This window comes from Sediminibacterium sp. FW305-C-49 (assembly GCF_058231085.1).
In genome coordinates, this window is the sequence record NZ_JBIQXS010000001.1 from 1,574,167 (window position 1) to 1,598,072 (window position 23,906).

Sequence of the window (23,906 nt, forward strand, 5' to 3'; positions counted from 1 at the left end):
AAATCCTAGCTCCGGATGTTAATCCGGAGAGATTAAAAGAATAAAAATGGCATCTATCAAAACGCAATTTGAGATACCCGGCAAAATGAAAACATGGTCCTATGCCTTGATTGGAGTAGGATTGGTGGCACTGATCGCAGGTCTGGTCATCAAAGGTTTCAGCGCCGATGAACATGAGCAGACTCAGTTCTGGGGTACACTGATGTATAATACCATTTTCTGGACCCTGATTTGTAATGCCAGCATGTTCTTTATCTGCGTTACCACCATGGCGATGGGCGGATGGCAGCAGTCGTTCCGTCGTATTCCTGAAGCTATATCAACCATGGTACCCATCTTCGGTGCCATTACATTTGCAGTATTGATTTATGTTGTACTTGGTCATAAACACCATATCTACCATTGGTTAGACAGTGAAGCAGTGGCCAATGATCCTATCCTGAAAGGGAAAGCTGGTTTCCTTAATCCTGTATTCTTTATCATCTGGACAACCCTCACCATTGGTTTGTGGAGTTTGTTGGGCTGGAGAATGCGTCAACTGAGCAGCGAAGCAGATGAAGCTCCCATGGATGCGGAGAAAGGTGCAAGTTTTATCTGGAGAAATACCATCCGCGCTGCTCTCTTCGTAGTATGGTTTGCCTTAACCGTAGGTTCTACCATTCCATGGTTATGGATGATGAGTATCGATGCACACTGGTATTCTACCATGTATAGCTGGTACACATTTGCAAGTTCATTTGTTTCTGGTATGTCGCTCGTCGCGTTATGGGTAATTTACCTGAAAAATAAAGGTTACCTGGAACTTACTTCACAGGAACACCTGCACGATATTGGTAAGTTCATGTTTGCGTTCTCTATCTTCTGGACCTATCTATGGTTCTCACAGTACATGCTGATCTGGTACGCCAATATTCCGGAAGAAACCGTATACTTCAAACACAGGGTACAGGGGCCATATAAAGGCATTTTCTTCCTGAACCTGATCATCAATTTCTTATGTCCTTTGTTGATCCTGATGAAGCGTTCAGCTAAAAGAAATTACACATTGATCACTTTTATGGCAGTATTAATCATCTTTGGTCACTGGATTGATTTCTACCAGATGGTGATGGGTAGCCTGTCGAAAGAACATGTAACCCTGGGTTGGTTCGACTTTGGTATCCTGAGTTTATTTGTGGGTATGATGATCCTGGGTGTAGGTAAAGCTTTGACAAAAAAACCACTGGTGCCGAAATATCATCCTTTCCTGAAAGAGAGCGTGATTCACCAGGTATAGAATTTGAAAATTTGAAAATTTGGAAATTTGGAAATGTTGTGCCTTTGAAAAATAAGAGAATGATAGCTGATTATCATTTTCAAATTTTCAAATTAGCACATTTTCAAATTGATTAAATACTGATAGCATTATGACAATGTTTTTAACCATAGCCGTAATTGTACTGATTTTTGTAGTGATATTTCAAATCGCCAAGGCGAGTGAATATGTATCGGTACTGAAAGGAGAAGAAGTAAGCCGTAAGCAAAACAATAAGATCAATGGTTTCCTGATGATTGGATTCCTGGTACTGGGTCTTATCGGCGTATGGTATTGTAATGAACTGTATTATGGAAAAACACTGCTGGTGCAGGATGCAGCCAGTGTGGAAGGTGCGCGTGTTGACTCCATGTTATGGGTTACACTGGCAGTAACCGGTATTGTATTTGTGATTACACAGATCATCCTTTTCTGGTTTGCTTACAAATACCAGGAAAGCGATAAACGTAAAGTATTTTACTTCCCACATAACAACACACTGGAAATTGTATGGACCGTTATTCCGGCACTTACATTAACCGTATTGGTAGTGATCGGTTTACGTAACTGGTTCCTGTTTACAGGTGAAGCTCCCAAAAATGCAATGGTAGTGGAAGTAACAGGTAAACAATTCGGATGGATTTACCGTTACCCGGGAAAAGATGGCTCTTTCGGTAAGAAATATTACAAGAACATTGATAATGCTACCAATAGTCTGGGTCTGATCTGGGAAGATAAACTGTCTCATGATGACCTGGTGATGGAACAAACCATGTACCTCGTAAAAGGGAAACCCGTTAAATTGATTATTGGCTCAAGAGACGTTATTCATGATGTAGGTCTGTCTCATTTCCGTATGAAAATGGATGCGGTACCCGGCATTCCAACAACCATGTGGTTTACGCCTAAGTATACCACCAAAGAGATGAAGGAAATGACCAACAATCCTGATTTCCAGTATGAGATCAGTTGCGACCAGATGTGTGGTAATGGTCACTATTCTATGAAAGGTGTGATTGAAGTAGTAGAGCAGGAAGAATACGATGCATGGATGGTGAAACAGAAACCTTATTATGTTCAGCAGTTTCCTGAGAAGGATCCATCAGCGCCGAAAACTGTAGCCGATACCGCTAAAACAGCTGCTGTTAAACCTGTTGAAGCAGCAAAGAAAACAGTAGCCAAATTGTAAAACATTGTGCAACCGGAATACGAAACGGTTGTTATCATTGATAGAAATTTATAAAAGAAGATTATGAGTAACGAAGCAGTAGTGCATGCACATGAAGCAGTGGCCTCTCACGAAGGACATGGCGATCATCATCATGAGCATCACCATCATGAGACCTTCATCAGCAAGTATGTGTTTAGCCAGGATCATAAAATGATCGCGAAACAGTTCCTGATCACAGGTATGGTTTGGGCCATATTGGGTGGTTTGATGAGCGTACTGTTCCGTTTACAACTCGGTTATCCGGATGCAACCTTCCCATGGCTGGAAGACATACTGGGTAAATGGGCCAAAGGTGGTCGTATAACACCCGACGCTTATTATGCATTGGTTACCACACACGGTACCGTACTCGTATTCTTTGTATTAACAGCAGGTTTGAGCGGTACTTTCGCCAACTTCCTCATTCCATTACAGGTAGGTGCACGTGATATGGCATCTCCTTTTATGAATATGCTGAGTTACTGGTTCTTCTTTGCAGCCAGTATTGTAATGCTGTCATCTATGTTTGTGGAAACTGGCCCCTTCAGTGGTGGCTGGACAGCTTATCCTCCTTTAAGTGCATTGGGTGATGCTTCACCCGGGTCGAAAACAGGTATGGATTTATGGCTTATTTCAATGGCCCTCTTTGTGGTGTCGTCATTGTTAGGTGGTCTGAACTATATTGCTACCATCCTGAACATGCGTACCAAGGGAATGAGCATGACCCGTTTGCCATTAACCATCTGGGCATTGTTCTTTACAGCGGTATTGGGTGTATTATCATTCCCTGTATTGTTTTCCGGTTTTATTCTTTTAATCTTCGACAGAAACTTCGGAACAAGTTTCTACCTGTCAGATATTTTTATCAATGGAGTAGGTGCATTGCCTAATGAAGGCGGTAGTGCCATCCTTTACCAGCACTTGTTCTGGTTCTTAGGACACCCTGAAGTATACATCATTCTGCTGCCTGCCATGGGTATGGCATCGGAGATATTATCCGTGAACTCACGTAAACCAATTTTCGGTTACATGGCCATGATTGGTTCATTGTTCGCGATCGCTATTCTTGCCTTCCTGGTATGGGCGCACCATATGTTCGTAACCGGATTGAATCCATTCCTTGGTTCCATTTTCGTGTTGCTTACCTTGTTGATCGCCGTTCCATCAGCCATCAAAGTATTTAACTGGTTAACCACTTTATGGAGAGGTAATATCAGGTTTACACCGGGTATGATGTTCGCCATTGGATTTGTGAGTTTATTTATATCAGGTGGTTTAACAGGTATCTGGCTGGGTAACTCAGCACTGGATATTCACCTGCACGATACTTATTTCGTTATTGCACACTTCCATATTGTAATGGGTGTGGCATCTATGTTCGGTATGTTCGCAGGTGTGTACCACTGGTATCCTAAAATGTATGGTCGTTACCTGAATAATACACTGGGTTATATCCACTTCTGGGTAACCCTGGCAGGAGCTTACCTCATTTTCTGGCCTATGCACTATGAAGGGTTAGCCGGTATGCCACGTCGTTATTATGATTACAGCATCTGGGAAAGCTTCAAACAGTTTGTTGAACTGAACAGGTTTATCAGTACAGTAGCCATGATTGTATTTGCGGTACAGTTCCTGTTCCTGTTTAACTTCTTCTATTCTATTTTCAAAGGAAGAAAAGTAACTACTCTGAATCCATGGGGTTCTACCACACTGGAGTGGACTACACCTATTCATCCTGGTCATGGTAACTGGGTAGGTGAAATTCCGGAAGTATACCGTTGGGCATATGACTACGGTAAAGATGGTAAGGAATTTATTCCGCAAACAACACCGGTGGGAGCAGATGAAAGTGATCATCATTAATTGATTAACTATCCTGTACAACTGGTAACAGTTACAGGATTTGAATAATGTCAATGCTCCCGAACAGATCGGGAGCATTGTTTTTAGACTTGGAAAGCTGGGAAGAATAAGAAATAAGGAATAGGGAATAAGAAACACGGAAAAAGAAGGGTATTTATTCCTGCGTTGGGGGTTGGATATTGTGAAGACTAATAAGATTACATGACAGCAGATACAAAGGATTCCGCATCGTATTCGGTAGCAGCCAAAGTGAAAGACTATTTTCAACTCATCAAATTCACGTTGAGTTTTACAGTGGTTTTTTCATGTGTGGTTTGTTATCTGCTGGCACCCAAAGTGGTGGAGTATGACCTGGGGATGATTGTAGTTCTTTTTATTGCGGGTATGTTGGTAACAGGAAGTGCCAATGCCATTAACCAGGCGGTTGAAAAAGATACCGATGCCATGATGAAACGCACCGGTAAAAGACCGGTGGCCAATGGCAGGATGAAACAACAGGAAGCCTATCTGTTTGCTTTGATTGCAGGCTTACTGGGTGTAATCATGATGTGGTATTTCTTTAACCTCTCATCGGCATTGTTATCGGCCTTCAGTTTGTTTCTCTATGCATATATCTATACACCGTTGAAAAAAATCAATTCAATCGCTGTATTGGTAGGTGCATTTCCGGGGGCATTGCCTTGTTTAATTGGCTGGGTGGCAGGTAATGATGATTTCAGTGCAGGCGGCTGGATATTGTTTGGTATACAGTTTCTCTGGCAGTTCCCACATTTCTGGGCCATTGCCTGGGTGGCACACAGCGATTACAGCAAAGCAGGATTTAAACTGCTGCCATCGGATCTTGGACCAACAAAATTCACCGCATTGCAGGCAGTGATGTACTCTGTGCTGATGATACCGGTAGGCATATTGCCGTATTATTTTGGACTGACTGGAGAAACAAGTATGTGGATACTGATCGCGGCCAATATTGCCATGGTGATACAAAGCCTGCGTTTATACCGCGATATGGATGTAAAAGCAGCAAGAAGGGTAATGTTCAGCAGCTATATCTATTTACCGATCGTGTTGCTTGCATTACTGGCAGATAAGATCAGGTAATTTGGAAATTTGTGAATTTGAAAATGATGATTGGTGATGGCAGTGTGCAGTTTTACTCACTACTAACTATTCACTACTCACTAAATAAAATGCGATGATGACAAGTGTGCAGACCAATGAACCCAAACGCATTCACCCCCACAAGTTTACCATGTGGGTGGCGATGGGAAGTATTGTGATGGCATTCGCTGGATTAACGAGTGCTTATATTGTGAAAAAGAACCAGAGTAGCTGGCTGGAATTTGACCTGCCAATGGTATTCTGGTATTCTACTGTAGTAATACTGATCAGTAGTGTAACCATGCATCTGTCTGCAAAAGCTTTCAAAGCCAGAGAGATGGGGCGTTACCGTAGTCTTATTACGCTTACAGCGGCATTGGGCGTACTGTTCATTGTACTGCAATACCTTGGTTTTGTAAACCTGGAAGCCAACAATATTGCACTGGTGGGCCCCAAAAGCAATTCAGCAGCATCATTCCTGCTCGTTATTACGGGCTTACATATGTTGCACGTTCTTGGAGGTGTAATCGCATTGCTGGTGATGTTTATACGTGCATACAGCAGCAAAACAAAGACATACAGCAGTGTTCCGGTAGAAGTAGTGGGCACATACTGGCACTTTGTAGATGTGCTCTGGATTTATCTTTTCATCTTTTATAACTGGATCGGATAGTTGAAGAAAAAGTTAGGTTTTATGCTGCTTTTTTGAACAACAGCCAATATTTTTGTAACGAAATTTTTAGAACGATCATGGCAACGACAACAACTGCAACAACAACCAAATTGTGGGGTGGCGGAAAGAGTCCCTTCAATGTAGAGTACGGCAAATTAATGATGTGGTACTTCCTCATGAGTGATGCCTTCACATTTGGTGCATTCCTGATCTCATACGGTACCATCCGTTTTTCAACCAATGGATGGCCTGACCCTAACGAAGTTTTTAAAAGCTTCCCTTTTGCACCCGAAGGAATGAATGCACCACTGGTTTTCGTTAGTATCATGACGTTCATCCTCATCATCAGTTCTGTAACCATGGTACTGGCCGTACATGCCGGACATAACATGGATAAGAAAGGAGTGGTTAAAAACCTGGTCTGGACCATTATCGGCGGTATTGCCTTCCTGGGTTGCCAGGCATGGGAGTGGAACCACTTACACCATGAAGGTGCATGGTGGGGTAGTAACCCTTTCCTGAATGCTGACGGAACCGCTTCATCAACCAACTTTACCAATTACTTCTTTACCATCACAGGTTTCCATGGTTTCCACGTATTCTCTGGTGTAATCATCAATATAGTGATGCTGATCATGACACTGATGGATAAGTTTGAACAGCGCGGACATTACCTGATGATCGAAAAAGCTGGGTTATACTGGCACTTTGTAGATCTGGTATGGGTATTTGTATTCACCTGTTTTTACCTGGTTTAATCAACATTCATTCATTTAATTAAGATATTGATATGTCACATACAGTAGGTCACGAAGAAACACACGGCGGTGGTACCAGCGAAATCAAAAAAGTAACCATCATCCTCTCTGTATTAACCATCATAGAACTGGTACTCGGTTTCTGGATGATTGGTATGGAAAGCGAAGGTTTACGTCTTGCCATCAAAGGAGCCATCATTATTCTGATGCTGGCAAAAGCATTTTACATTGTAGGTTATTTCATGCACCTGAAACATGAAATCAAAAACCTTATCATGACCATCGTAGTGCCATTGGCATTATTCATCTGGTTCATCATTGCTTTCCTTGCAGATGGTAACTCATTCAGAAACCTGCGTAATACCTACGATCCTTATTTCAAGGAGCAGAGCACTATTAAGGTAGAGAAGAAAGAACATGGTGCGCATGGTGCTGCTACCGGTACGCATACCGATACAACACATGAGACCAAAGAAGCGGTGGAGAACAAACACTAATTATAAGTACTGTTTAACATATTAACCGGAAACCATCGCTTATGTGGCGATGGTTTTTTTATACTCTCCGAATATGAATAAGAAAGCGATACTGGGTTTAATGGTGGCCGTATTCATTCCGGTGTTTTGCTACCTCGTACTCAAATTTTCCAGCGAACATGCAGTAGATATGCCACGCAAATACCTGCTCGATACCGTAGTTACACGGGTAGAGAAAGGTAAAATGGTAACAGACAGTATATGGCACAAAACAGCCAATATTACCTTACAGAACCAGTTGGGAGACACCGTGAGCCTCTATGATAAACAGGGGAAAATCATGGTTGTCGATTTCTTCTTTACCAGTTGCAGAAGTATATGTCCCGGACTAACACGCAATATGGCGAAACTTCAGCAGTCATTTCTGAAAGGAGGTGATATCAGAAAGAAGGTCGACACATCCATTGTACAGTTTGTTTCTTTTACTGTTGATCCGGAACATGACTCTGTGAATATCATTAAAGATTATGCAGATCGCTTCGGTGTAAACCATGACAACTGGTGGATGCTTACGGGTAACAAAGATTCTATCTACCGCTTTGCGTTTGAAGAGTTGAAAGTAGACAAGTTCAGCGAAGAACCCATGAGTCCCGATTTTGTGCATACAACCCGCTTTGTATTACTTGACAAGGATCGTTATGTAAGAGGATATTACAATGGTCTCGATTCTTCCTCATTGTCAAAACTCGCCCGCGATATTGGCTTACTGATGCTGGAGAAAGATGAAAAGAAGAAAAGCACGGTATTCATGCAGATCATTGATCTGAGCTGGTTATGGCTTATCATCGTTATGCTTGTTATCTTCTTTGTATTATACATGCGTAAGCGAAGAAAAATAAATGGATAGTATATCAACTTTTCTGTGAACTTCTGTGTTTTCAGTGGCAATAAATGATAATAAACATGCTCGAACCCTCACTCCCCAAAAACGACAAACAGGCCCGTTGGCTCATCGGTATTTTTTCAGTAGTGGTATTCACCGCAGTGGTAGCACTCGGGAAAATAAAACTCGATATAGACCTGAATTTTGATGTACATATTTTCGCAAAGATCAATGCAGTTATTAATGCAGTGATAGCCGTGTTGCTCGTTGCGGCATTGGTAGCGGTAAAACAAAAAAAATACAGACAGCATAAACGCATTATGATGGCAGCGCTATTGTTATCAGTTGCGTTTCTTGTGTCCTATATTCTTCATCATTTACTGGCCGGAGAAGCAAAGTTTGGTGACACAGACTATGATGGAATAGTAACCGAAGCAGAAAAGCTTGCTGCAGGTGGAATAAGAATAGTGTATTTCATTATCCTCATTACCCATATCTTTCTGGCAGCCATCATCTTGCCTTTTATTTTATTTACTGCTTATCGTGGACTTACCGGCGAATATGCACAACACCGGAAAATTGCCAAAATAACCTGGCCATTATGGTTTTATGTGGCTGTAACAGGCCCGATTGTGTATCTCATGATCAGCCCTTATTATAGTTAATTTGAAAATTTGAAAATGTGCAAATTTAAAAATTTAATTCCCCTTTTATTTCCAAATTAGCACATTTTCAAATTTCCAAATTCTCTCCGGGGTCCCAGAATTTTTTATCGAAGTCTACCACCTGGTCATCCTTTACTTTTATTTTTTCTTTAGCGAGTAATTCCTCCATCATGGTAGGTGTGGCAAAATGTGCTTTGCCGCTGAGCATGCCGTTTCTGTTCACCACGCGATGTGCAGGTACTTTTGGTTTTACATGAAAAGACCCATTCATGGCCCAGCCTACCATGCGTGCACTCATTTTTGTACCGAGATATGCAGCAATGGCACCATAAGAACTAACACGTCCTTTTGGTATCAGTCGTACCACATCATATACCTGTTCAAAAAAAGAAATATCTTTGCCACCACCGGGTAAAACAGTGCGTGGTTTTTCTGTGATTTTTTTGGGAGGCACCTGTAAAAATTTTATACAGGCAATTTACGATTTTGCTGCGGCAGCTTTTTGTTTCTTTTCAACCAACTCCGACCTGCGGGGCTCAGGAACAGATTCATAATCGAATGGACAATGCCGGCAGCCATGTCCACAGCAATACCCTTTGGCAATATGGTAAGCTTCTGTAAACACCACATAGCCATGCTCGTCATAATAAAAATCTTTGCCCTCAATCAATGGATGGTTCACGGAGGCTTTGTTTAAGAATTTCATCGGTTTCAACCGGCAAATTTTTGTTTAGTCTGAAACAGAGATAATGGATGCGGTTACTTTGTGCAATATCCAATCCCTCATAATGTGTTTTAATGAGCAATTCAGGTTTAATAGATGCCTGTAAATGTATATTATCTGATTGTTCAACAAGCTCCAATCCGTAAAGTTCGATTACCTGTAATGTAAAATGATACAGATCGGGACTGTCGGTTTTTAAATGTACCAGTCCGTCTTTTGAGAGAATCTGTTGGTAGAGACGAAGAAATTTTGGATGTGTAAGTCTTTTCTTAGCGCGGGAAATTCGTAGTTGCGGATCGGGGAAAGTGATCCATATTTCTGATACCTCTCCAGGGGCAAAATAGTTGGTGATTTTATCCATATGCGACCGTATAAAAGCCACATGGGTTAAACCTTCATCCAAAGCTGTTTTGGCCCCACGCCATATCCTGTTGCCTTTGATATCAATTCCAATAAAATTACGGTTACTGTACATGCGTCCGAGACCTACCGCATATTCTCCTTTACCACAGGCCAGCTCAAGCGTTAACGGATTTTCATTTTTAAAAAAATCCTTCCATTTGCCCTGCATGTTTTCAGGATATTCCAGCACATTGTCGAATCCTCTAATGGCCTCAAACCGTATTAATTTTTTCTGTCCCATCTGAGGGCAAAGATAAGAAACAGAGAAACAGAGAAATGTCGAATATCCAATGTCGAGAGGAAACTTATTTCAACATTGGATATTCGACATTTCTCTGTTGGTTATTACAACAACCCTTTTCCCGCAACCGCTTTCAACACTTTTGTTTCCGGTTCAGTGGCCAATAGCGGGGTGGCTTGCGACATTAGTTCTTTACAGCCATCGAGTGTTTGGGATATGGCATGACTTTCGGGCGAATCCCATAATTCGGTAACTAAAATATGATTGGTATTCTCCGTATCCTGGTTAATCAGGTAAAGATGACAGCCATGCGCGTAGGCAATCTTATTGTAAATGTTGGTGAGCACATTTAATAATTTATTGCCTTCCGATTCCTGGCTAACAAAGCGTGTCTGTAGAGTGTAGTGATGCATGGTAAAATGTTTAGCTTATATACAGACACGCAAGAATAAGGCCATGTAGACCCTGGATTGTGAAAAATTCTATAAAAAGGGGAAAATACTAGTCATGACGAACGCGTAAATTGATGATTATCACCCTTTTAGTGAATCAGGTCAAATTGCAGGCTTCTCAATAAAAAAGCTGAACAGGCTTGGTTAGTACAGAAAAGACCCCGCTTCAGGTGCAGGGCCTTTAGATGTATTAGGATTATTTATATCACTCAAATTCCTATGTATTTATTTGGAAGCCGCCAGTAAGCGGTCAACTTCTGCATTGAAATTTTTAATGAATGCATCATAATGTTCACCGGTTGCAGGACCTGAAAATCCGGTATGAATTTTTGACACTTTGCCATTCCTATCAATAAAAATGGTTGTAGGGAATGAGATAAAATTCTGCAAAGCAGGTAATGATGCTGTTACAACCTCTTTGTCGGCGGTACCACCTACCAGAAGTGTATATTTCAATCCATATTGTTTTTTAAATCGATCAAATGTTTTTTTGATATATGGGGCATCGGTTTGTCTTTCATATTGCAATGCAATGACTTCTATGCCACGGTCTTTGTTCTTTTCGTACCAGGGTCCCAGGAAGTTGGCTTCATCCATACAATTGGGGCACCATGTTCCACCAATGGTTACAATTAATGGTTTACCAATAAACCTGCTATCTGTGGTGTTGATCATTTTACCATCGGCATCGGGGAAACTAAAACTGAAACTGGAGCCTGTTTCTTTGAGTTTGGTAAGCGAATATGCATCTGGTAAAGCTGCGTCAGGATTCAGCGAAGCCAGAAATGGAACCGCAGCTCTTGCATTTACATTCTCTCCTTTTAAACTGCCATCAGCCTGAATGGTTGCTTTATAATAGGAAGGAGAAGAGCCAATAAAGGAAGACAGTTGTACCTGGTTGTCTTCAATAGTTCCCTCCAGGAAACGGGAATCACCTGTGATCCGCAGAAAAGTAGCTGTAACCCTATTTCCTTTCTGCTGAAAAATGCCTACAGCTTTTTCTTTTTTAGTTTCTTCACTGCCAAACACTACATCATACTTACCGCTGATATCTTTTACTGGAGAGGATCCTGTTTCATAGAAACGATCTGTGATACCTTTTTCTGCTTTAACCGGTGTTGTGTTACCTTTTAAGTTCTGTTTTCGTAAAACACCTTTTAAGAGATTGCCCTCATAACTCAATGCCAGTTCATTTTCAAATAGCGGGAAAGGGATAAACAGTGAATCATCAGTTATTTTGAAACTACCTGCAGGAAATTTTTCTTCTCCGTTTAATAAATAAACAGCTCCACCAGGCTCTACCTCAAAATGAAAAGGAATATCGACTCCCGGTCGAATACTAAAAACACCCCGCCATTTACCTGTAATAATTTCAGGATATAATTTATTCACAGCAGCAGTGTCTTTATTGCCAACAGGATAATAAAGCGGTGTAACTGTTGCAAAGCTTATTCCGGGAACCACTACCATCAATACAAAGAAACCTACAATGCCAGCTATAATCTTTTTCATACAATAAAGTCTACTAATTTGGTAGACAAATATAAATAACTATCTTTGATCCTGAAAAAAATCTTGTTAAAAGAAAAACGAACTACTAAATAGTCACGTGGCCGAGTGGATAGGTCAGGGTCTGCAAAACCTCTTACGATGGTTCGAATCCATCCGTGACGTCGGTTGATAACAAGAACGAGTGTGGTAAAACAAAAAATCCTCCGTCTGTTGACAGGAGGATTTTTTATAGGGTTGGAAGAGATATGCGTACGCTTTTATTGATCCGAGACCAGCAAAAGCTTAGTTCCCGCCACCCACGCGGCTCTGCTCTTCCTGAGAGCCGCTGGTTCTGCGACGGGGTTGTGAACCGGGGGTATTTTTTCCAAAGCGATAAGCAAAAGTTACCGTAACCTGTCTGGCATCGGGTATGGCAAGAGTTTTTACATCAACATCACTATATTTTGTGGTGGCCCTGAATTTTTGCCATGCAAAAGGGTCACGAATATTCATTCGGAGCGTGCCCTTTCCCTGCATCACCTGTTTTTGCAATCCGATACTCATTAAATATACCGGATTAAAAACAGCCAGTTGGTCAACGGTTTTATGGCGGTAGAAACCACTGAGTTCTGCATTCCATCCTTTGGCTTTGCTCAGCACAAAACTGTTGGTAATATTCATGTTGAAAGAGGTAAACGAAATATCGATCGGATCGTTATTGTAAACCCCTTTATAATGATTATTGAAAACAGTGGCAAAGAAATTGGCATTCCACCATGCACTAAACCTGGCGGGTGCAGTAATGGAAAGACTTACGTTGTCGAATTTGGCAATGTTTTCAGAAGTATTATAGGTAATCTTATCCGTTGAACTCTGTCGCAATATCTGCGAAATCACATTATTTGTGGTATTAACAGCCAGTGTAAAAATGAATTTCGATTTGAATGCATAACTCAGCTCTGCATTATGTGTAAACTGTGGTAACAGGTAAGGATTACCCACCCTGTAGGTTAATGAATCGAGAAAGAATGTAAACGGATTCAGGTCCTGGTAATTAGGTCTTGTTATACGTCTGCTGTAAGAAGCGGTAACCTGGTTTTGTTTATTAAATGCATAACTGATAAATACACTTGGAAACAGGTTGGTGAAATTTCTTTTAAAGCTTGAATCATTTGAAACCTGGCGTCCCTTCGCAATGGTATTTTCCAGTCGCAACCCCGTTTGAATACTCCATTTACCCCATTGCTTATTGGCATTTACATATATGGCATTGATGTTTTCCCGGTAAATAAAATGATTGGAACGATTATCTGCTATCCAGCTTTTGTCGGGTAACTGGCGCGTGTAATTCACTTCATTATCATTCTCAACAATACTACTCTTTACGCCCGCTTCAAAACGACCGTTTTTGTAAGGCTGTACATAATCTGATTTGAATGACCAGATATTGATAGCGGAAGGAAGATGTCCGTTTAACAGAATGCTTGATCCAACGGGACTACCATTGCTGTTGTACACATCAGTAGTCAGCAACAGATCGGATGTATTGTTGTACACTACATAGTCTATATCTGTTGTTAATTCTTTGCCGGTAGAATCGAAATTGTGTTTCCAGTTAAGGTTGCCGGTAAAATTTTTGAAACTGGAAATATTTTTAGTGTTCGATAAAAGTGTAGATAGTATGTTGCCGTTATTGTCTTTGATAACAGATGAACTGGTAGGGGTAGGTCGTCCTTCAAAAGCAAAGCCACTCATAACAACACCAAAAATATTTTTCTTATTCGGTTGATAATCTAATCCCAAACGCAGGGTCTGATTAAAATTCCCCAAACGAAAACGGGTAACCAGATCAGAAGAGCCATCTTTATTACCCATGGCATCATAAAAATTGCGTTCAATGCTAAGGGTTTGCCGGCCACGGAAAAAATTGGGCAGGTAACTGCCAAAGAAATTGATCTTATTGTGTTTGTAATTGAAGTTAAAACTGTTCTGTGATTTGGGAATTACATACAATGCATTTTCAGGTTTGAACAAAGAAGCTGTTGCACCAAGTGTAAGGGTGCCGTTGAAACCATTACTGCGCCCTTTTTTGGTTTTAATATTGATGATGCCCGAATTGCCGGCTGCATCATAGCGGGCTGAAGGGTTGGTCATAATTTCAACCACATCCAGCTCTGTCGCAGGCATATTACGTAACAGGTTAGCAAGGTCGCTAGCCGACATATAAGTGGGTTTACCATCGAGCATCACAATAACACCAGCTTTACCACGCAGACTTATATTGCCTTCATTACTTACACTCACACCTGGTGATTTTTCCAGTATTTCCAATGCACTCGAACCAGCACTGGTAGGCGAAGCTTCTACATTGATAACGGTTCTGTCGATTTTTGTTTCTACAAATGGTTTACGCGCTGTAACAGTAACCTCATTCATATTACGAGCCGAGGGTTGGAGGGAGATAGCCGGAACGGTAACGGCTTCTGTATTCACAACAAATGAGGAAGACCATTTTTTACCATACCCTACGAGTACCACCGATAAAAGGTACCTGCCGGGTTTGATGTTTACAAATTCGTACTGGCCATTTTCATTGCTCACGGCCAGTTTTACCAGTGAGGAATCTTTTTGCTGTAATAAGGAAATGGTGGCAGAAGCTATATTTTTTCCCTGCTCATCCTGTATGGTACCAGCAACAGCAGTACCGGATTGAGAATAACTGTGCATGCACAGGCAGAAAAATAAGATAAAGAGTATAGATCTTTCTTTCATTGGGTTCAGTTTTAGTAACCTAAAGATTTGACATAGCTCCGATAGAAAAATGTGAATAAGGACAGGGGCGAAAATCAGCGTGTGCAAAGGGTGAATAGGGCTTGTTTGTTGAATTTCGATTGTCAGTTTGTTACATGAGTATCTGCACTCGTCTGACATTTTTTGACAGCAACAGTATTTTGCTATCTTTTTTTGTACGTTTATTATACATTTATCCAATGCGTTGTATGAAAAAAATAATCTGTTTGGGTTTATTAATGTATGGTCAATTGACTGCTAAAGCAAATCAGCAACAGGATCCTGCTCCATTTATGAATTTGGTTACCAGCAAAGCTTTAAAAGAAAAATTATCAGTGATTGCAGGTGCCGAAATGGAAGGCAGGAGAACAGGTTTGGCCGGTCAGAAAAAGGCAGCCGCTTATATAGAATCCAAATTTAAAGCAGCGGGTTTGCAGCCCGGTATGGGAAAAAGCTTCCAGCAAAAATTTAATATTTTTCAGCACAAAGTAACCGATAAGACGCTCACGGTAAACGGTAAAAATTTTCAATGGGATACCGATTATAAATTCTATGCATCCTCATTGGGTAATGGAAGCTTTTATTATGGCGAGTTTATTTTTTTGGGTTATGGAACGCTGGATGATTACAAGGGTTTTGATGTAAAGGGTAAAACGGTCATCATACTCGAAAAAGCAGAAAGCGACAACAGCAAAAAAAGCGGAATAACTGAACAGCAGGACATCGCTTTTCTTCAGGGTGTTACAGGTCTGCTAACCGTAAAACAACCCGGACTTAAAAGAACCGAAATTTCGGAAACAGGGGAGTTAACTTTTAATCCCCGTCCAAGAGATAGTACTTCCTATATGGTAGGCTTTATTTCGGAGGCACTGGCATCGGCATTACTGGGTAGTAATACGGTGCTCGATTTTGCAGCTTTAAGCAGGTTGCAGAAAGGTATATACCGAGCCGGAATGCATGTAAAGTTTAAAAAAGAAACGGTAAACCTGGTAAGCAGCAATGTAATAGGCATGCTTCCCGGAACCGATAAAAAAAATGAGTACATCATTCTTTCGGCACATTACGATCATATGGGAATGGCGGGTAATGATATTTACTATGGAGCCGATGACGATGGTTCGGGTACCGTATCTGTTATACAGCTGGCAGAGGCATTTGCAGCTGCAGCTAAAAAAGGCATAAGACCCAGAAGAACTTTGGTATTTATAGCATTTAGCGGCGAAGAGGAAGGTTTACTGGGCTCCGAAGTATTTGCCCTGAACCCCACTGTGCCACTCGATAAGGTATCGGCCAACCTGAATATTGATATGATAGGAAGGGTTGATACAGAAAGAACCACACCCGATACCCTCAATTATGTATACGTAATCGGGCGCAATAAAATGAGTTCTGAGCTTCCGCTGATTTGTGCAGAAGCCAATGAGCAGTCTGAAAAATTAGTGCTTGACAGTGCATATGACAACCCTAACGACCCCGAGCAGATTTTTTACCGGAGCGATCATTATAATTTTGCCAAAAACGGGGTGCCGGTATTGTTTTTTTTCGATGGTATGATGAAAGCCGATTACCACAAAACCACCGATACGGTTGATAAAATAAATTTTAATCTGCTGGCAAAACGGAGCCGTTTTATTTTTCGTACCACATGGCATATTGCCAACCGAAACAGTATGCTGAAACGCGATATACCATTACCGGCTTCGGAATAATTTTTATAGTGTTATTCCTCAAAACTAAACAGCCCGTTTTTTAATGAATAAATGGCCACACCTGCTGATGTTTTAACCTGCATTTTTTTATAAATCTGTGCACGGTTGTTTTCAATGGTTCTTCTGCTGAGACATAAAGTTTTTGCAATTTCTTCATTTGTTTTCTCGAGGCAAATCATGTGAATGATTTTTAATTCCTGGTCAGAAAAAATAATGGATTGCTCGTGTTTGTATGGGTTAAAATGACTGCGCCCCAACAGCCTGATCATTTTGGTATTGGTGGTTCTGCAGTAGTAAGGATAGCCTTTACAAACCTGCTCAAGAGCGGTAAACAATTCCGATTTAGGCATGTTTTTCGTGATGTAGCCTATGGCTCCCGCCTCTAAGGCCTCAATAATGGAAACATCGTTTTCGTAATTGGTTAGCACCACGCATTTGACAGAAGGCTTCCATTGTATTATTTTTTCGATAGCGAGAGAACCCTCGAGTAGTGGCATTCGGAGATCGGTTAGTATAACATGGGGGTCAAGTGTTTTTGCTTTCCTTACCAACTCTTCTCCGTTTGATGCTTCTCCTACAATATGATACACTTCGTTCTTCATGAAAAACCCTTTAATGCCTTCCAGGTAAAGTTCATGATCGTCAGCAATCAATATACGTATCTGGCTATTCATCATCCTGTTGATTTAAAAGTGATTCGAGCGGTATATAAATTTCATAACTGGTACCTTTGCTATAGCTACTGGAAACAGCTATGGTTGCCCGTAAAAGTCGGGCTCTTGAATAAATGTGTGATAAACCAGCTCCTTTACTCATCCGGTTTTTGTTTTCAGTATTAAAACCTGTACCGTTATCGCTAATTGAAAGAACAAGAGTTTTTTGCTGTATTTGCATACTACAGCTAATAGAAGTACATGAAGCATGCTTAAGTGTGTTGGTTAAAATTTCCTTTATAATTCTGTATATATGAATTGTTTTTTGAGGAATAAAGTTTCGGTCATCGAATTCCAGGGTTGATTTTACCTTTATTTTGTGAATGGCATTTATTTCAACCAGTAATTCAATAAGTGTTGTTTTTAAGCCAAGTGTATCGAGGGAAGGGGGAATACAGTTGTATGCAATCTCTCTTATTTTTGATCGCATGTTCTGTACCTGCTTCAACACTTTTTTGTGGGTACTGCTATCATGAACTGTTTGCTGCTGAACCAGTATACTGATGGAGGCAAGGCCAGCACCAATTTCATCATGCAGATCAATGTGTATTCTTTTTCTTTCACTATCAATAAGCTCAACTTCACGGGTCAACTGCCAGTCATATTCTTTAAGACGAAAGCGGTATTGACGAAATAATGCGAACATAAACATCGCCAAAAGAATCGTAAGAAAGATCAGACTAGCTAAGAGTACGGTATAGTTGGTTGTTGTTTGGGTATCCATAAAATAGTGATACAAAGTGAAATATTAACAAGGATGTTTAATACACATAAAATAATCCAGAGATGGATTTGAAAGGCAGGCGTATGACCAATCGAAAATTGTTTGAAAATATGTATAAAGCCCCTGAATGTAAAATAGGCTAATAGCGAAAAGCAAAGTAGTAGATCAGATCTCTTAAACTTATCTGTGGCGCCGTTAAAAGTTAATTGTGATAATTTATCAATACTAAACCAAATGATTACAACCGAAGCCATTATCCTGAATAATGAATTACTGGTTGTTAAGCTATGTAATACTAAATTATCGGTAATCCATATAAATGTACCCCCAGATAATCCTGTGATAACAAAGATTCTTGACTGGTAACTGATTTTATAGAACAACCAGAAGTATAAAAGGTATTCAATTAGTGTATACATATTTGCATTAATCAGATTCGACTGATGCCATCTGATCATTGCAAAACTTAAACACTCATTTAAGAAACCTGTAAAGAGTAATACAAGGAGAGGTAAATAACGACCGTTTGAGAGCTGTTTATAGCGATACAGCCCTGTTATGCATGGCAATGCAATAGACAGAGCTGATATCATTGTAAATAAAAAATAGTTCATTCCTATCCATTTAAAGGAGAGGGCGGTGGACAGATTGGGGGACATTGGAACGCATCTTCAAGAATTATTCCTTCTTCATCCGTCAATAATGCAGGGTTATTTATGGGGAGAATATCCTGCCCGTTTTCATCTACAGCAACTAGTATGCTACAGATACGGTTATCCGCTTTTCTTCCCAAATATATACGAAAAGAATGACATCCGTCTTGCTCTAGTAATACTTTTACTGAGCTCGCTAAATAGGTCTCCGAGTAAGGCATATCCTCACCAGGATTTTCACGGAAACGGGTGGTGTAATTAATGGCCTGGGCCAGCGTAATTTGATGCTGAATCATAGTTTTTGGTTTTGAATGCAAACTATGGTTGATGGTGGCTACTGGAAAGGTGGGAAATACTTGATTTCCGGTGGTAAATACTCTATTTCAAGCACACTAAGTGGGTAGCGTTTCACTTCAGGGTAGTTTTAGTTTATTGGTTTATGCTGGTTACATTAAACTATCGTCGAATTGAGCTAACCTCAGAAGTGCCTGCCGGATGGGAACTTGTTCGCATCAAGGGTAGTACTATTGCCACATGGGAGGGAAAAGCTGGCATTATTCTGATAGAACATATTTCGATAAATACTTTTTTCATAATACTAGTCCGAATATTTCTTCAATCGGCTGAAAGAATAGAATTGCGTGTTCATAAAACTCAGTATTGTTTTTCTTATTGCATAGAAGGACAATGGCAGATAATTGATCGATTACATCCCGTAGTTTTAAAGGCCAACCAATACCATCTCTTGTTTTCAGATAGTTTACAATTCATTCCTTTACAGGTACCAGGAAAAATGAACCAGTTGTTGATGATTACAAAAGATAATCATACTCTTTCCTTGCCAACAGAGCAATTACAGCAGCCATTAATAGCTTCTGCTTTAATGATGGACCTTGTTTTACAGTTAACACAAACATCTTATTTCCCACAACCAAGGCCATTTCATGAAAAATTGATTCGAAGTATATTTAAAATAACGGAAGAGGAGATTACTAAAAATAACTTTTTATCGGAACGATTTAGAAATAATGAACTGGAGATCTTGTATAAAGTGAGTGTATTGATCGAAAGCGATTTAAAGCAACATCATAGCATTGAAGCCTTGGCTGTTTATAGTGGAATGAATAGACAAAAGTTGACCACAGGTTTTAAATCTTTATTCGGTCAAACTATTTATAGCTATTATTTGAGCAGGCGAATGGAACTAGCCAAAACACTATTGATAACCAGTGATTTACCATTGAAACTGATTGCTAAAAAGACCGGTTATAGAAGCACCACTAATTTCTCCATCGCCTTCAAAAAGTTTTACAACCAGACACCCGCTCAGATGCGCCGGGGGAAACCCGACTGATAGTTGCATACAACTTACTGCAACACTCATACTCTAGCAGAAGTAGTTTGGTTCCATGAAAGCCAAGGTCTATTCCCTGTTTTGTTTTTTGCTGATTCTATTATTTACATATACAGCCTTTAGTAAATGGCTTAATATGGAATCGCATCTCTATGCTATGCGCAACCAACCCTTCTCAAGAACTGTGAATGATTTCCTGGCCTATACATTGCCTGCGGCAGAAATGATTACCGTTATCTTATTGGTAATCAATACCACCCGTTTACCGGGTTTATACTTCTCATTGTTATTAATGGTTTTATTCACTGGTTATGTACTGGCCGTGTTACTCGGCCTGTTTGGCCGTATTCCCTGTTCCTGCGGAGGCGTCATTGAATTATTGGGTTGGAAGGAGCATCTGGTATTTAATGTTTTTTTTCTGTTGGTCAGTATTGCAGCCATACGTCTGCACAAACATATTCATGCATGAACAGGGAAAGCCGAAAACCTGTATAAACGAGTAGGCAATCATTTAATCATTTTAATACAAGATTTATGAAAAAGATCTCAGTTTTTCTGATGGCAGCACTCCTGGTAGGAGTGGCCAGCGCTTTTACCACTGTTAAACCTGTAAAACAACAGGTGGCTTATGGTTTTGACGGGGTACAATGGCACGAGGTGAATGTGGAAGATATTGGCCGCACCTTTAGATGTGATCCCGGAGGTACTTACTGTTTGTATGATGCGCCAAATGGTAACCCTTTACCTGGCTTATCTCCCGATGAAGAATTCAGTAAAATTATGGAGTAAATAAAAGAGAGGGGCCGATGCCCCTCTCTTTTATTTCTTAGCTTCTAAAATATTTTGCACCAGTATATCAACTTCTTCAAGGCTATTTGGTATATGTGGATTGGCAGTTGCCAGTTTATTGTTTTTACCGATGATAATAAGTCGAGGATAAGCAGTTATACTATAGCGTTTAATTAAAGGGTGATCCATTCCATCACCACCGGTATAAGTATTGATAAAATCGGCATGGGTATATTTTTCTTCCGATACACTTTTTAGCCAGGTATTTTTATCCTTATCTATGGAAACACTTATGAAAACAATATCAGTATCATCTGCCAAACGTTTCTTGGCCATTTTTAAAGAATGAGCCAATATCATACAACCTCTGCAACCAGTGAACCAAAAATCAAGTACTACAACTTTATCCTTATAATCGCTGATACTGATGACTTCGTTATTCTTACCTGTTAAGAAGAATGGTGCTACTGACTGTCCTCTGGTATAAAGCTGTTTAAAATCCTGTATCAAAGCTTTTAAAGCTGGCTTTCTCACCAGGGTATCTAAAGCAGGAAATATTTCCCAGGTATCTTTTATACTAACAGTGTAAGTATATGTGACCGCCATTAATCCTGTTATAACGAATTCTCTCAATGGGGTAGTCCATAACAGCAGTGCATCTAAGTATTTTACACTACTGATCATTTTTTCTCCGCTATGTTCAATTCTCGTATCTATCAATATTTTACGAACAGCCATATCTGCAAAATCAGGTGAAATGGTAGCATAATCATAGTTTTGCATCAGTTTGTTTACCAAGGGTATTACTGTTTCTTTATAATCCGTTTGAAGTTGCTGCAAAGCGGTAGTTGATGCTTCCTTGCCAGTATATTTTTCATACAAGTGGCTATACACGTTTAGTAACCCGGTGATATTACGAATTTCCAGGTCACGCAATAAATGTGCTTTGGTTGTATTAGGTATTGAAAAATGGTTTGCAGTTTGCAGGCTATCCCAATACTGTTTGTATCGCTCACCATTTTTTTGTAGAACAGGCAGTGCTTCTCTTAGATTTGTATATTTATTTATAATACTTACGGCCAGACCTGATATTTTAAATCTTCGATAGGCAAAATTAAAAATATCAAGCAGCTGGTTTTTATCAGCATTATGTCCGGTTATGCTAAACAATGGCTCATTTGGGGTTTTGTCATTTTCAATGGTTTGTATATTGCTGGTAATCATCAGACTATCACCGGGTTCAAGTAAATGATCATCGAGTAATATACCACGTTCTTTAACCGATCCAATAGAAAAGTAGTATGGATGCTCCATGTTTGCTATTTCAAGCCGGAAACTACCATCATTGTTTGCATGCTTTGTTACGATACCGCCTACTTGTGTATTTCCAAATTTGTAAGGGTAATAAGTAATGATCAGGGTATCATTGGGTGAAACCAAAATCTTACCGGTAATAACGGCTTTTTTGCTCGAATATGTTTTTTGAGCACCACAAAAACTGCTTACTGAAAGCGCTATGATGATTAATTGTATTGTTTTCATTTGTATTGTTTATCTGGGGTTTTGAATAATGCCACTCAGCGAAATCTCGTCTTGTGGAATGGGGAAAATGTATTTATTACTGCCAGGTTCAAGTACGTAGTTGTCTGTACCAAGTATTCTTTGTAACCGAAGATTGGCACCCTGCTTATTGAATCGCTTCAAATCCTGCCAGCGTAAGCCTCTCCATACCAGTTCTTTTCTCCTTTCGGCGATGATTTTATTCAGCGCATCTGCTGCATTCAGCGCAATGACGGGTGTGAAAGTTCCGGTTCGCCATCTTTTTTGCAAAAGTGTATTCAGATCAGTTAATGCAGCATTGGTTTGTCCCAGTCTGGCCAACGACTCAGCTCGAATTAAATAAATTTCATCTGTTGCCAAACCGGTAAAAGCTAAAGTGGTTCCACTATAACCTCTTTTAAAACCCATATTTGATCCACTGATCGTGCGAAAGAAAATAGCTCTTCTTAAATCATTGTTGACATATGAACGATACAAATTGGTATCGGCAAATACCGTTGTAGAAGTGGTTTGTAAAATACTGTACTGAGTTATCGCCTGACAGTAATACAGTATCTCCGGCTGCGAACGGTCGAAAGGTGTTACAGCAGTTGTACTGATATTGTTATAATCTGTCAGGTGAGTATACAGTTGTAACGAACTGTCTGCATAATTTTTTGCTTTTTCGTACTGCCCGGTAAACAATGCATTTCTGGCAAGTAATGCGTAAGCAGCAGGTTTACTGGGTCGGTTTTTCATTACAGCGGGTACGATAGGGGATAAGAGTTGACTAGCTTCCACTAAATCAGTAAAAATCTGATCATAACATGCTTTGATGCTGTTTCTTGGCTGATAAGATTTTACATCTGTAGTGAGACGGATAGGAATACCCATTGCTGTGTTCATCGTGCTGCTGTCGAAAGCGGCGGAAAAATGTTGAACCAAACTGCTCATAGCCAATGCTCTTTTAAACAGAGCCGATCCCTTAATATCATCCCATTCACGTACTTCAGACCCGGCTGGTTTTATTTTTTGTAATTGCTCCAGCACAATATTGGCATACAATATCTGTTGATAAGGAAGTGACCAGTCGGCAACAGACAATTGATTGCTGTATAGGTCAGGCTCCCATGTATAACTGTTTCTTTCAACCACCGATGCGATGGCCTGCCAGTTAACAGGTAGCAGGTAATAATCATCGGCAGCCATTTCTCCCAAACCCGGAGAGAAGGTAAAGACCTGTGTATAATCTAACATAGCTCTCAATTCTGCCAGCGTTGTAGGAATGATAATGGATGAATTGTGTTTTTTATCAAGAAACTCATTTTTTGAGCAGCCCATCAATAAGAACAGGCTGTAATAAAAAAAGAGTTTTAGAATAGATGTTTTCATGTTTATTGAA

The 23,906-nt window shown here is 40.2% G+C and carries 24 protein-coding genes and 1 tRNA gene; 14 read left to right on the plus strand and 11 right to left on the minus strand.

Features of this window, described 5'->3' with window-relative positions; genetic code table 11:
* The first annotated feature begins 46 nt into the window (after window positions 1–46).
* From ACH3Z1_RS06655 to ACH3Z1_RS06695, 9 genes are all read left to right on the plus strand, one after another.
* A complete protein-coding gene (locus tag ACH3Z1_RS06655; RefSeq protein ID WP_490821089.1) occupies window positions 47–1,276 on the plus strand; it encodes a quinol:cytochrome C oxidoreductase in 1,230 nt (409 codons plus the stop codon).
* Window positions 1,277–1,406: 130 nt separating this feature from the next.
* Entirely contained in the window at window positions 1,407–2,483 is a 1,077-nt protein-coding gene (locus tag ACH3Z1_RS06660) for a cytochrome c oxidase subunit II (protein ID WP_490821090.1), read from the plus strand.
* 63 nt (window positions 2,484–2,546) lie between these two features.
* Window positions 2,547–4,367, plus strand: a complete 1,821-nt coding sequence (locus tag ACH3Z1_RS06665) for a cytochrome c oxidase subunit I (RefSeq protein ID WP_490821091.1) — start codon at window positions 2,547–2,549, stop codon at window positions 4,365–4,367.
* A 201-nt stretch (window positions 4,368–4,568) separates the two neighbouring features.
* Window positions 4,569–5,468 (plus strand): heme o synthase, encoded by a 900-nt coding sequence (gene cyoE / locus ACH3Z1_RS06670; RefSeq protein ID WP_490821092.1) that lies wholly within the window; start codon window positions 4,569–4,571, stop codon window positions 5,466–5,468.
* Window positions 5,469–5,562: 94 nt separating this feature from the next.
* Entirely contained in the window at window positions 5,563–6,141 is a 579-nt protein-coding gene (locus ACH3Z1_RS06675; RefSeq protein WP_490821093.1) for a cytochrome c oxidase subunit 3, read from the plus strand.
* A 77-nt stretch (window positions 6,142–6,218) separates the two neighbouring features.
* Entirely contained in the window at window positions 6,219–6,899 is a 681-nt protein-coding gene (locus tag ACH3Z1_RS06680) for a cytochrome c oxidase subunit 3 (protein WP_490821094.1), read from the plus strand.
* A 32-nt stretch (window positions 6,900–6,931) separates the two neighbouring features.
* Window positions 6,932–7,396 (plus strand): cytochrome C oxidase subunit IV family protein, encoded by a 465-nt coding sequence (locus tag ACH3Z1_RS06685; protein WP_490821095.1) that lies wholly within the window; start codon window positions 6,932–6,934, stop codon window positions 7,394–7,396.
* A gap of 73 nt (window positions 7,397–7,469) precedes the next feature.
* On the plus strand, window positions 7,470–8,282 hold the full coding sequence (locus ACH3Z1_RS06690) for an SCO family protein (protein ID WP_490821096.1): 813 nt from the start codon (window positions 7,470–7,472) through the stop codon (window positions 8,280–8,282).
* 56 nt (window positions 8,283–8,338) lie between these two features.
* Window positions 8,339–8,923: a DUF420 domain-containing protein gene (locus ACH3Z1_RS06695; protein ID WP_490821097.1), complete on the plus strand. Its 585-nt coding sequence runs from the start codon at window positions 8,339–8,341 to the stop codon at window positions 8,921–8,923.
* Window positions 8,924–8,990: 67 nt separating this feature from the next.
* Here the strand turns inward: ACH3Z1_RS06695 and ACH3Z1_RS06700 are convergent, their stop codons facing one another.
* From ACH3Z1_RS06700 to ACH3Z1_RS06720, 5 genes are all read right to left on the minus strand, one after another.
* Window positions 8,991–9,377, minus strand: a complete 387-nt coding sequence (locus tag ACH3Z1_RS06700; protein WP_490821098.1) for an MGMT family protein — start codon at window positions 9,375–9,377, stop codon at window positions 8,991–8,993.
* A 24-nt stretch (window positions 9,378–9,401) separates the two neighbouring features.
* Complete coding sequence (locus tag ACH3Z1_RS06705; protein ID WP_490821099.1) at window positions 9,402–9,605, minus strand: C1orf53 family protein; 204 nt, start codon at window positions 9,603–9,605, stop codon at window positions 9,402–9,404.
* Window positions 9,586–10,290 (minus strand): tRNA (guanosine(46)-N7)-methyltransferase TrmB, encoded by a 705-nt coding sequence (gene trmB / locus ACH3Z1_RS06710; RefSeq protein ID WP_490821100.1) that lies wholly within the window; start codon window positions 10,288–10,290, stop codon window positions 9,586–9,588. The genes ACH3Z1_RS06705 and trmB overlap by 20 nt, the downstream gene beginning before the upstream one ends.
* A 104-nt stretch (window positions 10,291–10,394) precedes the next feature.
* Complete coding sequence (locus ACH3Z1_RS06715) at window positions 10,395–10,703, minus strand: putative quinol monooxygenase (RefSeq protein ID WP_490821101.1); 309 nt, start codon at window positions 10,701–10,703, stop codon at window positions 10,395–10,397.
* Between the two features lie 264 nt (window positions 10,704–10,967).
* Entirely contained in the window at window positions 10,968–12,254 is a 1,287-nt protein-coding gene (locus ACH3Z1_RS06720; RefSeq protein ID WP_490821102.1) for a peroxiredoxin family protein, read from the minus strand.
* 91 nt (window positions 12,255–12,345) lie between these two features.
* Here ACH3Z1_RS06720 and ACH3Z1_RS06725 point away from each other — a divergent pair.
* Window positions 12,346–12,416: transfer RNA gene (locus ACH3Z1_RS06725), tRNA-Cys, on the plus strand.
* 120 nt (window positions 12,417–12,536) lie between these two features.
* On the opposite strand, the gene ACH3Z1_RS06730 is transcribed toward ACH3Z1_RS06725, so the two are convergent.
* A complete protein-coding gene (locus tag ACH3Z1_RS06730) occupies window positions 12,537–15,005 on the minus strand; it encodes a TonB-dependent receptor domain-containing protein (protein WP_490821103.1) in 2,469 nt (822 codons plus the stop codon).
* A 227-nt stretch (window positions 15,006–15,232) separates the two neighbouring features.
* Between ACH3Z1_RS06730 and ACH3Z1_RS06735 the strand changes: the two genes are divergently transcribed.
* Window positions 15,233–16,732 (plus strand): M28 family peptidase, encoded by a 1,500-nt coding sequence (locus ACH3Z1_RS06735; RefSeq protein ID WP_490821104.1) that lies wholly within the window; start codon window positions 15,233–15,235, stop codon window positions 16,730–16,732.
* 11 nt (window positions 16,733–16,743) lie between these two features.
* On the opposite strand, the gene ACH3Z1_RS06740 is transcribed toward ACH3Z1_RS06735, so the two are convergent.
* The 3 genes from ACH3Z1_RS06740 to ACH3Z1_RS06750 form a co-directional block, all read right to left on the minus strand.
* Window positions 16,744–17,406 (minus strand): response regulator, encoded by a 663-nt coding sequence (locus ACH3Z1_RS06740; protein WP_490821105.1) that lies wholly within the window; start codon window positions 17,404–17,406, stop codon window positions 16,744–16,746.
* Window positions 17,399–18,169, minus strand: coding sequence for a sensor histidine kinase (locus ACH3Z1_RS06745; protein ID WP_490821107.1), 771 nt, complete (start codon window positions 18,167–18,169; stop codon window positions 17,399–17,401). Before ACH3Z1_RS06745 ends, ACH3Z1_RS06740 begins: the two co-directional genes overlap by 8 nt.
* Window positions 18,170–18,785: 616 nt before the next feature.
* Window positions 18,786–19,118 carry a hypothetical protein gene (locus ACH3Z1_RS06750; protein ID WP_490821108.1) on the minus strand — a complete coding sequence of 111 codons (333 nt, stop codon included), beginning with the start codon at window positions 19,116–19,118 and terminating at the stop codon, window positions 18,786–18,788.
* A 143-nt stretch (window positions 19,119–19,261) separates the two neighbouring features.
* Here ACH3Z1_RS06750 and ACH3Z1_RS06755 point away from each other — a divergent pair, with 143 nt between their 5' ends.
* From ACH3Z1_RS06755 to ACH3Z1_RS06765, 3 genes are all read left to right on the plus strand, one after another.
* Complete coding sequence (locus tag ACH3Z1_RS06755; protein ID WP_490821109.1) at window positions 19,262–20,176, plus strand: helix-turn-helix transcriptional regulator; 915 nt, start codon at window positions 19,262–19,264, stop codon at window positions 20,174–20,176.
* Window positions 20,177–20,231: 55 nt separating this feature from the next.
* Window positions 20,232–20,645 (plus strand): MauE/DoxX family redox-associated membrane protein, encoded by a 414-nt coding sequence (locus ACH3Z1_RS06760; protein ID WP_490821110.1) that lies wholly within the window; start codon window positions 20,232–20,234, stop codon window positions 20,643–20,645.
* Window positions 20,646–20,710: 65 nt separating this feature from the next.
* Entirely contained in the window at window positions 20,711–20,965 is a 255-nt protein-coding gene (locus ACH3Z1_RS06765; protein ID WP_490821111.1) for a hypothetical protein, read from the plus strand.
* A 30-nt stretch (window positions 20,966–20,995) separates the two neighbouring features.
* Here ACH3Z1_RS06765 and ACH3Z1_RS06770 read toward each other — a convergent pair whose 3' ends face one another.
* Together ACH3Z1_RS06770 and ACH3Z1_RS06775 are read right to left on the minus strand one after the other, a co-directional pair.
* Window positions 20,996–22,507, minus strand: coding sequence for a TlpA family protein disulfide reductase (locus ACH3Z1_RS06770; protein WP_490821112.1), 1,512 nt, complete (start codon window positions 22,505–22,507; stop codon window positions 20,996–20,998).
* A gap of 9 nt (window positions 22,508–22,516) precedes the next feature.
* Window positions 22,517–23,896 carry a RagB/SusD family nutrient uptake outer membrane protein gene (locus ACH3Z1_RS06775; RefSeq protein ID WP_490821113.1) on the minus strand — a complete coding sequence of 460 codons (1,380 nt, stop codon included), beginning with the start codon at window positions 23,894–23,896 and terminating at the stop codon, window positions 22,517–22,519.
* Between the last annotated feature and the right edge of the window lie 10 nt (window positions 23,897–23,906).

Excerpts from the sequence above, each read along its gene's own strand:
- ACH3Z1_RS06775 (WP_490821113.1), bottom strand. The coding sequence starts at position 23,896 with ATGAAAACATCTATTCTAAAACTCTTTTTTTATTACAGCCTGTTCTTA.
- ACH3Z1_RS06675 (WP_490821093.1), top strand. The coding sequence starts at position 5,563 with ATGATGACAAGTGTGCAGACCAATGAACCCAAACGCATTCACCCCCAC.
- trmB (WP_490821100.1), bottom strand. The coding sequence starts at position 10,290 with ATGGGACAGAAAAAATTAATACGGTTTGAGGCCATTAGAGGATTCGAC.
- ACH3Z1_RS06760 (WP_490821110.1), top strand. The coding sequence starts at position 20,232 with ATGAAAGCCAAGGTCTATTCCCTGTTTTGTTTTTTGCTGATTCTATTA.
- ACH3Z1_RS06720 (WP_490821102.1), bottom strand. The coding sequence starts at position 12,254 with ATGAAAAAGATTATAGCTGGCATTGTAGGTTTCTTTGTATTGATGGTA.
- ACH3Z1_RS06770 (WP_490821112.1), bottom strand. The coding sequence starts at position 22,507 with ATGAAAACAATACAATTAATCATCATAGCGCTTTCAGTAAGCAGTTTT.
- ACH3Z1_RS06695 (WP_490821097.1), top strand. The coding sequence starts at position 8,339 with ATGCTCGAACCCTCACTCCCCAAAAACGACAAACAGGCCCGTTGGCTC.
- ACH3Z1_RS06745 (WP_490821107.1), bottom strand. The coding sequence starts at position 18,169 with ATGGATACCCAAACAACAACCAACTATACCGTACTCTTAGCTAGTCTG.
- ACH3Z1_RS06740 (WP_490821105.1), bottom strand. The coding sequence starts at position 17,406 with ATGAATAGCCAGATACGTATATTGATTGCTGACGATCATGAACTTTAC.
- ACH3Z1_RS06660 (WP_490821090.1), top strand. The coding sequence starts at position 1,407 with ATGACAATGTTTTTAACCATAGCCGTAATTGTACTGATTTTTGTAGTG.
- ACH3Z1_RS06715 (WP_490821101.1), bottom strand. The coding sequence starts at position 10,703 with ATGCATCACTACACTCTACAGACACGCTTTGTTAGCCAGGAATCGGAA.
- ACH3Z1_RS06690 (WP_490821096.1), top strand. The coding sequence starts at position 7,470 with ATGAATAAGAAAGCGATACTGGGTTTAATGGTGGCCGTATTCATTCCG.
- ACH3Z1_RS06680 (WP_490821094.1), top strand. The coding sequence starts at position 6,219 with ATGGCAACGACAACAACTGCAACAACAACCAAATTGTGGGGTGGCGGA.
- ACH3Z1_RS06765 (WP_490821111.1), top strand. The coding sequence starts at position 20,711 with ATGAAAAAGATCTCAGTTTTTCTGATGGCAGCACTCCTGGTAGGAGTG.
- ACH3Z1_RS06685 (WP_490821095.1), top strand. The coding sequence starts at position 6,932 with ATGTCACATACAGTAGGTCACGAAGAAACACACGGCGGTGGTACCAGC.
- ACH3Z1_RS06665 (WP_490821091.1), top strand. The coding sequence starts at position 2,547 with ATGAGTAACGAAGCAGTAGTGCATGCACATGAAGCAGTGGCCTCTCAC.
- ACH3Z1_RS06655 (WP_490821089.1), top strand. The coding sequence starts at position 47 with ATGGCATCTATCAAAACGCAATTTGAGATACCCGGCAAAATGAAAACA.
- cyoE (WP_490821092.1), top strand. The coding sequence starts at position 4,569 with ATGACAGCAGATACAAAGGATTCCGCATCGTATTCGGTAGCAGCCAAA.
- ACH3Z1_RS06750 (WP_490821108.1), bottom strand. The coding sequence starts at position 19,118 with ATGATTCAGCATCAAATTACGCTGGCCCAGGCCATTAATTACACCACC.
- ACH3Z1_RS06755 (WP_490821109.1), top strand. The coding sequence starts at position 19,262 with ATGCTGGTTACATTAAACTATCGTCGAATTGAGCTAACCTCAGAAGTG.
- ACH3Z1_RS06730 (WP_490821103.1), bottom strand. The coding sequence starts at position 15,005 with ATGAAAGAAAGATCTATACTCTTTATCTTATTTTTCTGCCTGTGCATG.
- ACH3Z1_RS06735 (WP_490821104.1), top strand. The coding sequence starts at position 15,233 with ATGAAAAAAATAATCTGTTTGGGTTTATTAATGTATGGTCAATTGACT.